Genomic DNA, 12,978 nt, shown 5'->3' with positions numbered 1-12,978 from the left:
CCGGACAGCGAGGCCGATGCCGCCCCGCCGCGGCGTGCACGGCGCGACAGACGCGCCGTACACCCGATGCACCCGATGCACTCAGTGCGCGCCGGCTTTCGGCTTGCGCGGCGCCTTTTCGAACAGACGGTCGTAGAGCCAGCGCGGCAGCACGTGCAGCACCTTCGCAACGACGCCCATTTGCCACGGAATCACGCGGAACGCGTGCTGCCGGGCGATCGCGCGTGCGGCGCGGGCCGCGAAGCGGTCGGCGTCCATCAGGAACGGCATCCGGTACGGGTTGTGCGCGGTCATCGGCGTGCGGATGTAGCCGGGCGCGATCGTCACGACGCCGACGCCGGCCGGGCGCAGCTCGACGCGCAGCGCCTCGAGATACTTGATCGCGGCCGACTTGGACGCGCTGTACGCGCCGGAACCGGGCAGGCCGCGCACGCCCGCGACGCTCGCGACGCCGACCAGCGTGCCGTGGCGCGCGGCCGTCATCGGGCCGACGAACGGCTCGAATGTCGCGACCATCCCGTAATAGTTGATGTCCATCACGTTGCGGAACGTGGCGAGATCGCCTTGTCCCGTGACGGCGCCCTGGCTGATGCCGGCGTTCGCGATCACGACGTCGGGGCAGCCGTGCGCGGCGATGAACGACGCGGCGGCCGTGGCGAGCGCATCGGCGTCGCGCACGTCGGCGGAGTAGACGGAGACGGACAGCTTGGGAAAGCGTCGCGCGAACGCATCGAGGGCCTCGGTGCGGCGCGCGACGAGTGCGAGCGTGGCGCCCTGGCGGGCGTATTCCTCGGCCATCGCGAGGCCGAGGCCGCTCGACGCGCCGGTGATGAAGACCTTCAGCGGAGTTGTCATGCCGGCGCGCGGGCGGGGATCAGAGCTTCTTGTCCTGAACCTGCTTCACGAGGTAATCGAGCACCTGCGCGGTACCCGGAATGCTGTTCGTGTAAGCCGGACCCGTCTTGTACTTGCCCTGGACGACGACCGTCGGCACGCCGTCGATCGCGTAGTTCTTCAGCAGCTCGGCCGACTGCTTCACCTGGCCCTGCACGCTGAACGAGTTGTACGCGTCCATGAACTGCTTCTTGTCGACGCCTTGCGTCGTCAGGAAGTCGGCTTGCGCTTGCGGCGTCAGCAGGTAGTTCTTCTGCTTGTGGATCGCGTTGAAGATCGCCGGCGTGACCTTCTCCGAGATGCCGAGCGCCGACACCGCGTAGAACAGCTTCGAGTGCGGGACGAAATCGTCGCGGAAGGCGACCGGCACGCGCTTGAAGTCGATGTTGTTGCCCTGCTTCTTCACCCAGGCCTCGATCGTCGGCTCGAATTCGTAGCAGTGCGGGCAGCCGTACCAGAAGAACTCGATGACCTCGACCTTGCCGGCCGGCGCGGACACCGGCTGCGGCGACTTCATCACCTCGAAGTCCTTGCCGGACACCGGTGCGGCCGGCGTTGCCTGGGCGAAGCCGGCGGCGGCCAGGCCGAGGGACAGAAGGAGCGTGCTAAGCAGTTTTTTCATGTTGTAGACGTCGAATCAGTTGCTCGGGTTACGAAACGTAACGGGTTCTGCGTGGGCGCGGCCGGTTGCTTACTGCTTCGTGAAACGGATCACCGCCGTGTCGACACCTGCATCGGACAGGCGCTGACGGGCCGAGTTCATATCCTCGAATTTCGAGAACGGGCCGACGCGCACGCGGAAATAGGTCACGCCGCTGACATCGCGCTTCGACACCTTCGACTCGAAGCCCTGGAAGCCCAGGCGCGCGCGCTGCTGCTCGGCGTCGCCTTCCGTCTTGTACGCGCCGACCTGCAGGAAGTAGCCGGTGTTCGCGTCGTTCGCGGTCGGCGGCTTCGCTGCCGCGGAGGACGTCGCGGACGGCGCCGGCTTCGGCGTGTTCGCGGCCTGTTGCTGTTGCTGCTGTTTCTGCGCGGCAGCCTGCTGCGCCTGCTTCTGCGCGGCGAAGCGCGCGAGGTCGTCCTCGCCGCCTTGCTGCTGTTGTTGCTGTTGCTGCGCCTGCTGCGTCTTCTTCGGCGGCGTGTTGTCGGCCGGCTTCGGCGCGACGGCGACGCCGTTGCCCGACGACGCATTGTTCGACGCGGTGGTGTTGCTCGAGCCGGTCGTGCCGTTCGTGTTGCCCGACGGCGGCACTTCGACGATCTGCGGCTCGGGCAGCAGGCCGCCCTGGGTCTGGTTCGCGGCCTGGCCGGGCGCGGTATTGGGCGGCGCGGGCTGCGCGGCCTGCGGCACCGGCTGGCCGGGCGTCTTGCCTTGCAGCGCGCGGTTCGGGTCGAACTGCTGCGGCTGGCTCGCGCCGTTGTCGGCGGGCGGCGGCGCGACCTTCGACACGAACGGCGACGGCGAACGCGTGATGTAGAGCGCCACCACCACCGCGATCGCGAGGCCGACGATCAGGCCCAGCACGATTCCAAGAAATGTCCCTCCGGCTTGTTTCGATTGCTTCGAAGTTCGGCGTGGTTGTGCCATTGCTTGAGTCACCTGCAAAAAGAATCGTGAAAAGGCCGCGGCGGGCATCCGACGGCGGCGCCCGCTGCGGCCATTCGCAGCCCGGTTCGGGCCGCTTACATCTTGGCGGGCGCGGACACGCCGAGCACCGCCAGACCATTCTCGAGCACCTGCCGGGTCGCGGCGAGGAGCGCGGCGCGCGCGTTGCGCGGCGCTTCGTCGTCGACCAGCACGCGCTCCGCATTGTAGAACGAGTGGAATTCACCAGCGAGATCGCGCAGGTAGAACGCGACCGCGTGCGGCGCCAGTTCGTTCGCCGCGTGCGTGAGCATGTCCGGATACTCGGCGAGCTTCTGCATCAGCGACACGGCCTGCGGGCTCGTGAGCTGCGACAGGTCGGCGCCGGGCAGCTGCGCCGCCTCGACGTTGTAGCGCGACTTCAGTTCGTTGAGCACCGAGCAGATCCGCGCATGCGCGTACTGGACGTAATAGACCGGGTTCTCGTCGTTCTGTTTCAGCGCGAGGTCGATGTCGAACACGAATTCGGTGTCGGCCTTGCGGGAGATCAGGAAGAAACGGACCGCGTCGCGGCCGCGCGTGATGGTCGCCTCGTCGATCAGGTCGGGTGCCGCTTCCTGGCCCGGCGCCGCGCCGCCCGACCATTCGATCAGGTCACGGACCGTCACGTAGCTGCCCGCGCGCTTCGACAGCTTCACTTCCTGGCCGTCGCGCATCACGGTGACCATCTTGTGCAGCACGTAGTCGGGATAACCCTTCGGAATGCCGACGTGCAGGCCCTGCAGGCCCGCGCGCACGCGCGCGATCGTGCCGTGGTGGTCCGAGCCCTGGATGTTGATCACCTTCGTGAAGCCGCGCTCCCATTTCGTCACGTGGTAGGCGACGTCCGGCACGAAGTACGTATACGTGCCGTCCGACTTGCGCATCACGCGATCCTTGTCGTCGCCTTCGTCGGTCGTGCGCAGCCACAGCGCGCCGTCCTGCTCGTAGGTCATGCCGGCCTTGATCAGCGCGTCGACCGTCTTCTCGACCCGGCCTTCGCTGTACAGCGACGACTCGAGGTAGTACTGGTCGAATTTCACGCCGAACGCCTGCAGGTCCATGTCCTGCTCGTGACGCAGGTACGCGACCGCGAACTTGCGGATTGCGTCGAGATCGTCGATGTCGCCCGCGCCGGTGACCGGCTCGCCGTCCTTCGCGGCCACCGTCTCGCGGTTCAGGTAGTCGCGTGCGATGTCGGCGATGTATTCGCCGTTGTACGCGGCTTCCGGCCAGCCCGCGTCGCCCGGCTTCAGGCCGCGCGCGCGCGCCTGCGTCGAGATCGCGAGGTTGCCGATCTGCACGCCGGCGTCGTTGTAGTAGAACTCGCGGTGCACCGCGTAGCCCTGGCTCGCGATCACGTTCGCGAGCACGTCGCCGAGCGCCGCCTGGCGGCCGTGGCCGACGTGCAGCGGGCCGGTCGGGTTGGCCGACACGAACTCGAGCAGCACCTGCTTGCCCTTTTCGCGCTCCGACGTGCCGAACGCGCGGCCCTGGTCGAACACGGCGGCGATCACCGCCTGTTTCGCGGCGGCCGTCAGGCGCAGGTTGATGAAGCCGGGGCCGGCGATTTCGGCCGCGTCGACGAGCCCTTGCGCGGCCGGCTGGGCCGTGAGGGCGGCGACGATCTTCTCCGCGAGCTGGCGCGGGTTCGTGCCGAGCGGCTTGGCGAGCTGCATCGCGACGTTGCACGCGACGTCGCCGTGCGCGGCGACCTTCGGGCGCTCCAGCGTGATGGCCGGGGTGACGAATGCCGCGTCGGCGCCTTTCAGCGCGTGTGCGACCTGCGTGACGCTATCCGCGAGCAGGGCTTCGAGGGTCTGTTTGTGTGCTGGCAGCATGCTGGTAGAAGGCTTCGTTGGTGGCGGCCGGAAACGCCGGCCGGCCGGCGCGCTTTTTAAGCGCGCGTTTCAGGGATCGCAGAATTTTAACAGGTGCTAATATGCCGCTCAGGCGCCCCGCGTCCGCGAGGCCGGACGCCGGTCTGCCGGCGTCCCCCAACTGCGCCGCGCGGGCACAACAAGATGAAAAGGGAATTGTCATGATTACGTTCAAGAGCAAGGCGGCACAGGATCTCGACGTGCTGAAGGATTTCGCCGTATACGTGCTGGGCCTCGTCGGCAAGCAGCTGGGCGAACGCGGCGTCATTACGCACGACGAACTGGACCACGCGATCGCCAAGCTGGAAGGCGCTGTCGCGCAGGCGAAGCAGGAGCGCGCCGAGCACGCGGGCCATTTCCACGAGGACGAAGACGACCACGCGCACCACGAAGTGCCTCCGAGCCTGGCGCAGCGCGTCGCGCCGTTCCTGTCGATGCTGCGTGAAGCGAAGGCCGGCGAGGCCGACGTGCACTGGGGCTTCTGAGCTTCGTTGCCCGGCCGAAGCGGCCGCAGGATTGATCAGGCAAGAAAAAGCCCGCGCGATGCGGGCTTTTTATTTGTCTGATCAAAAGGCGGCGAGGCCGCCCCGGTCGGACATCGATCAGAGCTGCGGCGCGAGCGCGCGGCGCGCGTCGTCGAGCGACAGTGCCATGCGTTGCGCGTAGTCCTCGAGCTGATCCTGACCGATTTTCCCGACCGAGAAATACGTGCTGTCCGGGTGCGCGAGGTAGAAACCCGACACGCTGGCCGCCGGCAGCATCGCCAGCGAATCGGTCACGCTCATGCCGATCTCGTTTGCCTGCAGCATGTCGAACATGTCGCGCTTCACCAGGTGGTCGGGGCACGCCGGGTAGCCGGGCGCCGGGCGGATGCCCGCGTACTTTTCGGCGATCAGCGCATCGTTGTCGAGCGTCTCGCCGCTCGCATAGCCCCACAGCTCGCGGCGCACGCGCGCGTGCATCGCCTCGGCGAATGCTTCCGCGAAGCGGTCGGCGAGCGCCTTCAGCATGATCGCGCTGTAGTCGTCGTGGTCGGCTTCGAACTGCTTTTCCTTTACGTCGACGCCGAGCCCGGCCGTGACCGCGAACATCCCGATGTAGTCGGCGACGCCCGATTCCTTCGGCGCGATGAAGTCGGCGAGCGAGCGGTTCGGGCGCATCACGCCGTCGACCACCGGACGCACGCTCTGCTGGCGCAGGTTGCGCCACGTCATCAGCACTTCCGAGCGCGATTCGTCGGTGTAGATCTCGATGTCGTCGTCGTTGACCGTGTTCGCCGGCAGCAGCGAGATCACGCCGTTCGCGGTCAGCCAGCGGCCCTGGATCAGGCGCGCGAGCATCGATTTCGCATCCGAGAACACGCGCCGCGCCGATTCGCCGACGATCTCGTCGTTCAGGATCGCCGGGTACGGGCCCGCGAGGTCCCAGGTCTGGAAGAACGGGCCCCAGTCGATGTAGTTCGCGAGCTCGTTCAGGTCGTAGTTCCTGAACACGCGGCGGCCGATGAACTTCGGCTTCACGGGCTGATAGCCGGCCCAGTCGATCTTCGTCTTGTTCGCGCGCGCTTCGGCGAGCGTGACCATCGGCTGCGCCTTGCGGTTCGCGTGCTGGTCGCGGATCCGTTCGTAGTCGGACTTCAGTTCGTCGAGGTACTTCGCCGCGCCTTCGTCCGACAGCAGGTTCGACGCGACCGACACCGAGCGCGAGGCGTCCGGCACGTAGACGACGGGGCCTTCGTAGTGCGGCGCGATCTTCACGGCCGTATGCACGCGCGAGGTCGTCGCGCCGCCGATCAACAGCGGAATCTTCTTCACGCGGAAGTAGTCGTCGCGCTGCATCTCGGACGCGACGTACGCCATTTCCTCGAGGCTCGGCGTGATGAGGCCCGACAGCCCGATGATGTCCGCGCCCTCGACCTTCGCCTTCGCGAGGATCTCGTTGCACGGGACCATCACGCCCATGTTGACCACTTCGAAGTTGTTGCACTGGAGCACGACCGACACGATGTTCTTGCCGATGTCGTGCACGTCGCCCTTCACGGTCGCGATGACGATCTTGCCCTTCGCACGCACGTCGCCGCCCGCTTCCGCGAGCAGGCGCTTTTCTTCCTCGATGAACGGGATCAGGTGCGCGACCGCCTGCTTCATCACGCGCGCCGACTTCACGACCTGCGGCAGGAACATCTTGCCCTGGCCGAACAGGTCGCCGACGATGTTCATCCCGTCCATCAGCGGGCCTTCGATCACGTTGATCGGGCGGCCGCCGGCCGCGGCGATGGCCGCGCGCGCTTCTTCCGTATCTTCGACGATGAAGTTCGTGATGCCGTGCACGAGCGCGTGCGCGAGGCGCTTCTCGACCGGCTGGTTGCGCCACTCGAGGTTCTCCTCCTTCTTCGCGGCGCCGGTCTTGAACTTGTCGGCGATCTCGAGCAGACGGTCGGTGGAATCCGCGCGGCGGTTCAGGATCACGTCCTCGACGCGCTCGCGCAGTTCCGGGTCGAGATCGGCATACACGCCGAGCTGCCCCGCGTTCACGATGCCCATGTCCATGCCCGCCTGGATCGCGTGATACAGGAACACGGTGTGGATCGCCTCGCGCACCGGGTCGTTGCCGCGGAACGAGAACGACACGTTCGACACGCCGCCGCTCACCTTCGCGTACGGCAGGTTCTGCTTGATCCAGCGGGTCGCCTCGATGAAGTCGACCGCGTAGTTGTTGTGCTCCTCGATGCCGGTCGCGACCGCGAAGATGTTCGGGTCGAAGATGATGTCTTCCGGCGGGAAGCCGACTTCATTCACGAGGAAGTCGTACGAGCGCTTGCAGATTTCGGTCTTGCGCTCGTAGGTATCGGCCTGGCCTGTCTCGTCGAACGCCATCACGACCGCGGCCGCGCCGTAGCGGCGGATCAGGTTCGCGTGGTGGCGGAACGCTTCCTCGCCTTCCTTCAGCGAGATCGAGTTCACGATCGCCTTGCCCTGCACGCACTTGAGGCCCGCCTCGATGACTTCCCACTTCGACGAGTCGATCATGATCGGCACGCGCGCGATGTCCGGCTCGGATGCGATCAGGTTCAGGAAGCGCACCATCGCCGCCTTCGAATCGAGCATCGCCTCGTCCATGTTGATGTCGATCACCTGCGCGCCGTTCTCGACCTGCTGGCGCGCGACGGCGAGCGCCTCGTCGAACTGGCCGTTGAGGATCATCCGCGCGAATGCCTTCGAGCCGGTGACGTTGGTGCGTTCACCGACGTTGATGAAGAGCGTCCCGGACGTGACGTTGAACGGCTCGAGGCCGGCAAGGCGCATCATGTGATCGGTCATGGCGGTGCGAATTCGTATGAGGTAGGGCGGGCGTTGGGGCGGTCGGTCAGGCGGCGTCGCTGTACTGGCTCGGCCAGCGGCGCGGTTTCACGTCGGCGAGCGCCTTCGCGATCTCGGCGATGTGCTCGGGCGTCGTGCCGCAGCAGCCGCCCGCGAGGTTCACGAGCCCGGCCTGCGCGAATTCCTTCAGCAGGCCCGACGTGACGTCCGGCGTCTCGTCGAAGCCGGTGTCGCTCATCGGGTTCGGCAGGCCCGCGTTCGGGTAGCACGACACGTAGGTGTCGCACAGCTTCGCGAGCTCGGCGATGTACGGGCGCATCAGCGCCGCGCCGAGCGCGCAGTTCAGGCCGAACGTGAGCGGCTTCGCGTGACGCAGCGAATTCCAGAACGCCTCGACCGTCTGGCCCGACAGGATGCGGCCCGACGCGTCGGTCACGGTGCCCGAGATCATGATCGGCAGGCGCTCGCCGGTGTCCTCGAACAGTTCGTCGAGCGCGAAGAGCGCGGCCTTCGCGTTCAGCGTGTCGAAGATCGTCTCGACGAGGAACAGGTCGACGCCGCCGTCGAGCAGCGCCTTCGCCTGCTGGTAATACGCGTTGCGCAGCTCGTCGAACGTGACGTTGCGCGCGCCCGGGTCGTTGACGTCCGGCGAGATGCTCGCCGTCTTCGGCGTCGGCCCGATCGCGCCCGCGACGAAGCGCGGCTTGGCCGGCGTGCTGTAGCGGGCGGCGGATTCGCGCGCGAGCCGTGCCGATTCGACGTTCATCTCGACGACGAGGTCTTCCATCCCGTAGTCGGCCTGCGCGACCGTCGTCGCGCCGAACGTGTTGGTTTCGACGATGTCCGCGCCGGCCGCGAAGTACTGGTCGTGGATCTCGCTGATGATCTGCGGCTGCGTGAGCGACAGCAGTTCGTTGTTGCCCTTGATGTCGCGCGGGAAATCCTTGAAACGCTCGCCGCGATACGCAGCCTCGTCGAGCTTGTAGCGCTGGATCATCGTGCCCATCGCGCCGTCGAGGATCAGGATGCGCGATTTCAGCAGCGCGGGCAGGTCGGCGCCGCGCGTGTAGGGCGCGTCGAGCGGGGCGGAAGCGGCGAGAGGGGTCGCGGACATGGCGGAAGAGCGGCGAAGACGGGAAAGCCGTCATTGTAGCCGGTGCGCCGGGGCGCCGCCCGGCCCGCGCCAACAAACGAAAACCCCCGCCCGGCGAACCGGACGGGGGCTTGGATCGGAGTGCTCGCGGCGCCGCTCGAACGCGGCGAATGGCCCGGCGATGCGCCGGGCCGCGGGTCGTCAGTGCAGGACGACGGGCATCATCATCAGACTGTCGAACTGTCCGAGGAATTCGTCCACTTCGTCGAGCGACGGTTCATCCTCGATCAGTTGCTTCACGTGTGCGCGGAATCGCTCGGCGAGCTCGCCGTCGATGAAGATCTCGCGCTGCGCGTTCTTGTCGACGATTTCGTATCCGCCGGCATTCATCAGATGGTGGCCGGCCTGCGGCGCAAATTCGACGACGCAGTAGTTGGGGCTGTTGTAGATCATTTGCATGGCGGCACTCCTCTTCGCAGTGGCATCTGGCCTTGTTGTCCCGTAGGTGGGGCAGGCCTTGCCGGTTTCAAGGGGCTTGCGCTGCACACCCCGTTCTCCCGTTTGCGTGGGGTGTATCGGGTTAGAAGCCGATATCTATCAAACGTTTCTTATTGTGATCCGGTGCACCGAAATAGTTGTTAAAGAGTGTCATCGGCCATTTTGGCGAGAGCTTTAATCGGTCGAAATTGCCGATTGGTCGATCGTCACTGCACGGGCTGCGACGCTGCCGGCGGCTCAGCCGCTGGCGCCTGCTCGGCGGGCGCCAGCGCGGGTTGTGCCGGCTCTGCGGCCGGTGCGCTGGCAGGCGCGTTCGTTGCGCCTGGGTTCGTTGCACCTTGCGTCGCGCCATCGGCAGGTGCATCGGGCGGGGCGAGCCGGCCGTGCCACAGCAGCTCGATCTGCGAGCCGTTCGGTTCCGATTGTACGAGCCGCGCGGGCAGCCAGCCGAGCGACGGCGCGAGCCACATGTCGATGCGGCGCGTGTCGCCGTCGCGGCGCGGCAGCCGCATGAAGTGGCGTGCGCGGACGATGCCGGCCTGCGTCTGCACGTCCTCGTCGCCGATCACCGTGATCGGCCAGGTCTCGCCGTTGTTGTTGTCGATCACGAAAAACTGCTGCGTGACGCCCGGCTGATACGCGGACGGATTGCCGCGCACGAGCCCCGACAGCTGCATCAGCATGCTGAAGCGGTCCTGCACGCCGTCGGGCAGCGGCGCGTTGTTCGGCGTGCGCGTGAAGACGACCTGGCGGATCTCGCGGTTGAAGATCGCGATGTCCTCGGGCCGTTTGCCGCGCTTCTCGACATAGCGGTCGGGCGCGACGCCGAATGCGTCGATGCGGCCTTCGCTGCGATAGCTGAACGGGCCGACGAACGGCACGGGCATCGACACCGACAGGTCGTAGGTGCGGCCGTCGGTGCGCCAGTGGATCGTGCCGATCATGTTCTGCATTCCGTTGTAGAACGTGTCGTACTGCAGGTCGCCGGGCGGCGGCGGCGCGAACTTCACACCGCTCGTCGCGGGGCCCGGCGTCGCGGCACCGCTGGCTTCGCCGGCCGATGCCGCCTGCGTGCCGGACGCGCCTGCCGCGCCGCTCGCGGCAGAGGCAGCAGAGGCAGCGGCCGGCGGCGGCTCGCCTAGCTCGGCCGTCTGCGTCGACGTGAGAACCGGCTCGGGCGACGGCGCGGGCTTCGCCGCAGGCTTCGGCGCGGCGGGGGCCGGCTTCGCCGGCGCTGGCTCGGCGGGATGTTCGGTGGGCTTCGGCGCGGGCTGGCGTTCGATCGGCCGCGGCTTCAGCAGCTCGATCTGCACCGGTATCTCGGCGGGCGCGGGCGGCGTGAACGCATCGCGGCTGCGCGTCAGCCACAACGCCGCGAGCGCGTGCAGCACCAGCACGACGACGAGCGCGACGCCCACGCGCAGCCAGTGGCGGGGCAGGGCGTGGCGAGGACGGGTGTCGGCAGGCGGCATCGGCGAAACGGAACAGGGTTGGGGCAGTCGTGGCGCGCGGCGCGCGTCACAGCCATCGGACCGCCGGGTGCGCCGCGCGTTCGCGGTACATCGCGCGGGTGTCGCACGCCCCGCGTGTCAGGCGTCGCGCGCGTCCGGACTATAGCCGAGTTCGTAAGACAGTTTCTGCGCGCATGCACGCAGCGCGGTGTCCATCTCGCCGCCCCACGCGATGTCGAACATGCCTTCCTGGCCGAGCGCGACGATCGCGAGCGCGAGTTCGCCGACCGCATCGAACACCGGCATGCAGAACGCATGGATCGTCGGCAGCAGCATCCCTTCCACGCGCGCGGCCTGATGCGCGCGCACGTCGGCGAGCACCGCCTCGACCTCGTCGAGCGTGCGCGGGCCGCCGTGATGCGGCGAGCGGCGCGTATCGGCGAGCTCACGTTCGAGCATCGCCGCGGTCTTGCTGCGCGGTAGGTACGCGGCGAACAGCAGGCCCGTCGCGGAGCCGAGCAGCGGCATCACGTCGCCGAGCTTCAGCGACGCCTTCGCGGGGTGGCTCGATTCCATCCAGTGCACGATCGTCGGCCCCTGGTTGCCCCACACCGCGATGCCGACCGTCTGGTCGACGCGGTCGCGCAACTCGGTCAGCGCGATCCGCGCGAGCTTCACGCCGTCGACGCGCGCGAGCCGCGCGAGCCCCATCTGCAGCGCGAAGCCGCCGAGTTCGTAGCGGCCCGACACGGGATCCTGCGACACGACGCCGAGCCGCGAGAAGCTGACCAGATAGCGGTGCGCCTTCGCCGGGCTCATGCCCGCGCGCTGCGCGAGATCGCGCAGCATCATCGCGCGCGGCTCGCTCGTCAGCACGTCGAGCAGGCGGAAGCCGACCTCGATCGACTGGATGCCGGAGCGGACCTTCTCGCCGCCTTCGCCGTGCTCGCCGGAGCCGGTGTCGTCGGTGTCGGAATCGGCGAGATCGTCGTCGGGAAGCGGGCTGGCGGGCATGGGCAACGGGGCGCGACAAGGCGGCAAGGGTCGGGACGAAAACGGCGCGCACGATCGTGGCGCGCCGCACGGATTCACCATCGTAAAATAGATTCCCTCCATCGTCACTACAACGGCAGACACCCCATGAAACTTGCATCGCTGAAGGACGGCACGCGCGACGGCCAGCTGATCGTCGTGTCGCGCGACCTGCACACCGCGGCGATCGCCGATGCGATCGCACCGACGCTGCAGCGCGTCCTCGACGACTGGGCGTTCTACGCGCCGCAACTGCGCGATCTGTACGACGCGCTGAACCACGGCCGCGCGCGCAACGCGTTCGCGTTCGACCCGGCGAACTGCATGGCGCCGCTGCCGCGCGCGTTCCAGTGGGCCGACGGCTCCGCGTACGTGAACCACGTCGAGCTCGTGCGCCGCGCGCGCGGCGCCGAGATGCCGCCGGAGTTCTGGACCGATCCGCTGATGTACCAGGGCGGCAGCGACGATTTCCTCGGCGCGCGCGACGACATCGTGTGCCCGTCCGAGGAATGGGGCATCGACTTCGAGGCCGAGGTCGCGGTGATCACCGGCGACGTGCCGATGAGCGCATCGCCCGACGACGCGCTGAAGGCCGTGCGGCTCGTCACGCTCGTGAACGACGTGTCGCTGCGCAACCTGATTCCGGCCGAACTCGCGAAGGGCTTCGGTTTCTTCCAGAGCAAGCCGGCCACCGCGTTTGCACCGGTCGCGGTGACGCTCGACGAGCTCGGCGACGAATGGCGCGAAGGCCGCGTGCACCGGCCGATGATCGTCCACTGGAACGGCAGGAAGGTCGGCCAGCCCGACGCGGGCACCGACATGGTGTTCCACTTCGGCCAGCTGATCGCGCATGCGGCGAAGACGCGCAACCTGCGTGCCGGCTCGATCGTCGGCTCGGGCACGGTGTCGAACAAGGACGCGAAGCGCGGCTACTGCTGCATCGCCGAGAAGCGCTGCCTCGAGACGATCGAGCACGGCGCGCCGCAGACCGAATTCATGCGCTACGGCGATACCGTGCGCATCGAGATGTTCGACGCGGCCGGCAAGTCGATCTTCGGTGCGATCGAGCAGTCGGTCGCCCCGCCCGACGGCGCGGCCTGACGTCTGCGCGAAACCCGGCGCGAAGCCCGGCGCCGGCCCGCGCGCGCCGGGTTTCGCCTGATGTTTGCCCGCGCGGGCTTGGCTA

11 protein-coding genes are annotated in these 12,978 nt (G+C 67.6%); 2 read left to right on the top strand and 9 right to left on the bottom strand.

Going from position 1 to position 12,978, the window contains the following annotated elements:
* Positions 1-81: 81 nt before the first annotated feature.
* The 4 genes from WS87_RS16220 to argS form a co-directional block, all read right to left on the bottom strand.
* Positions 82-855, bottom strand: coding sequence for an SDR family oxidoreductase (locus tag WS87_RS16220; RefSeq protein ID WP_059465877.1), 774 nt, complete (start codon positions 853-855; stop codon positions 82-84).
* A gap of 19 nt (positions 856-874) precedes the next feature.
* A complete protein-coding gene (locus WS87_RS16215) occupies positions 875-1,516 on the bottom strand; it encodes a thiol:disulfide interchange protein DsbA/DsbL (protein ID WP_059819856.1) in 642 nt (213 codons plus the stop codon).
* A 69-nt stretch (positions 1,517-1,585) separates the two neighbouring features.
* A complete protein-coding gene (locus tag WS87_RS16210) occupies positions 1,586-2,482 on the bottom strand; it encodes an SPOR domain-containing protein (RefSeq protein WP_059819855.1) in 897 nt (298 codons plus the stop codon).
* A gap of 95 nt (positions 2,483-2,577) precedes the next feature.
* Positions 2,578-4,359: an arginine--tRNA ligase gene (argS, locus tag WS87_RS16205; RefSeq protein ID WP_059523968.1), complete on the bottom strand. Its 1,782-nt coding sequence runs from the start codon at positions 4,357-4,359 to the stop codon at positions 2,578-2,580.
* Between the two features lie 200 nt (positions 4,360-4,559).
* Between argS and WS87_RS16200 the strand changes: the two genes are divergently transcribed.
* Positions 4,560-4,883, top strand: a complete 324-nt coding sequence (locus WS87_RS16200) for a DUF1840 domain-containing protein (protein WP_059819854.1) — start codon at positions 4,560-4,562, stop codon at positions 4,881-4,883.
* 117 nt (positions 4,884-5,000) lie between these two features.
* Here WS87_RS16200 and metH read toward each other — a convergent pair whose 3' ends face one another.
* From metH to WS87_RS16170, 5 genes are all read right to left on the bottom strand, one after another.
* The gene (metH, locus tag WS87_RS16195; protein WP_059819853.1) at positions 5,001-7,718 is read right to left on the bottom strand and encodes a methionine synthase; all 2,718 of its coding nucleotides are present in this window, start codon (positions 7,716-7,718) and stop codon (positions 5,001-5,003) included.
* Positions 7,719-7,764: 46 nt separating this feature from the next.
* Positions 7,765-8,832 (bottom strand): homocysteine S-methyltransferase family protein, encoded by a 1,068-nt coding sequence (locus WS87_RS16190; protein WP_059523975.1) that lies wholly within the window; start codon positions 8,830-8,832, stop codon positions 7,765-7,767.
* Between the two features lie 180 nt (positions 8,833-9,012).
* A complete protein-coding gene (locus WS87_RS16185; RefSeq protein WP_006477667.1) occupies positions 9,013-9,270 on the bottom strand; it encodes a BTH_I0359 family protein in 258 nt (85 codons plus the stop codon).
* Between the two features lie 245 nt (positions 9,271-9,515).
* The gene (locus WS87_RS16175) at positions 9,516-10,781 is read right to left on the bottom strand and encodes a DUF3108 domain-containing protein (protein ID WP_059819852.1); all 1,266 of its coding nucleotides are present in this window, start codon (positions 10,779-10,781) and stop codon (positions 9,516-9,518) included.
* A gap of 117 nt (positions 10,782-10,898) precedes the next feature.
* On the bottom strand, positions 10,899-11,774 hold the full coding sequence (locus WS87_RS16170) for an IclR family transcriptional regulator (RefSeq protein WP_059523979.1): 876 nt from the start codon (positions 11,772-11,774) through the stop codon (positions 10,899-10,901).
* A 126-nt stretch (positions 11,775-11,900) separates the two neighbouring features.
* On the opposite strand from WS87_RS16170, the gene WS87_RS16165 reads away from it, so the two are divergent.
* A complete protein-coding gene (locus WS87_RS16165; protein ID WP_059523981.1) occupies positions 11,901-12,893 on the top strand; it encodes a fumarylacetoacetate hydrolase family protein in 993 nt (330 codons plus the stop codon).
* The last annotated feature ends 85 nt before the right edge of the window (positions 12,894-12,978 follow it).

The sequence above is a fragment of the Burkholderia sp. MSMB0856 genome, assembly GCF_001524645.2.
Lineage (GTDB): Bacteria > Pseudomonadota > Gammaproteobacteria > Burkholderiales > Burkholderiaceae > Burkholderia > Burkholderia diffusa.
The sequence above is the reverse complement of the archived record's forward strand: the minus strand, read 5'-3'. Positions and strand labels throughout refer to the sequence as shown.

Excerpts from the sequence above, each read along its gene's own strand:
- WS87_RS16220 (WP_059465877.1), bottom strand. The coding sequence starts at position 855 with ATGACAACTCCGCTGAAGGTCTTCATCACCGGCGCGTCGAGCGGCCTC.
- WS87_RS16215 (WP_059819856.1), bottom strand. The coding sequence starts at position 1,516 with ATGAAAAAACTGCTTAGCACGCTCCTTCTGTCCCTCGGCCTGGCCGCC.
- WS87_RS16210 (WP_059819855.1), bottom strand. The coding sequence starts at position 2,482 with ATGGCACAACCACGCCGAACTTCGAAGCAATCGAAACAAGCCGGAGGG.
- argS (WP_059523968.1), bottom strand. The coding sequence starts at position 4,359 with ATGCTGCCAGCACACAAACAGACCCTCGAAGCCCTGCTCGCGGATAGC.
- WS87_RS16200 (WP_059819854.1), top strand. The coding sequence starts at position 4,560 with ATGATTACGTTCAAGAGCAAGGCGGCACAGGATCTCGACGTGCTGAAG.
- metH (WP_059819853.1), bottom strand. The coding sequence starts at position 7,718 with ATGACCGATCACATGATGCGCCTTGCCGGCCTCGAGCCGTTCAACGTC.
- WS87_RS16190 (WP_059523975.1), bottom strand. The coding sequence starts at position 8,832 with ATGTCCGCGACCCCTCTCGCCGCTTCCGCCCCGCTCGACGCGCCCTAC.
- WS87_RS16185 (WP_006477667.1), bottom strand. The coding sequence starts at position 9,270 with ATGCAAATGATCTACAACAGCCCCAACTACTGCGTCGTCGAATTTGCG.
- WS87_RS16175 (WP_059819852.1), bottom strand. The coding sequence starts at position 10,781 with ATGCCGCCTGCCGACACCCGTCCTCGCCACGCCCTGCCCCGCCACTGG.
- WS87_RS16170 (WP_059523979.1), bottom strand. The coding sequence starts at position 11,774 with ATGCCCGCCAGCCCGCTTCCCGACGACGATCTCGCCGATTCCGACACC.
- WS87_RS16165 (WP_059523981.1), top strand. The coding sequence starts at position 11,901 with ATGAAACTTGCATCGCTGAAGGACGGCACGCGCGACGGCCAGCTGATC.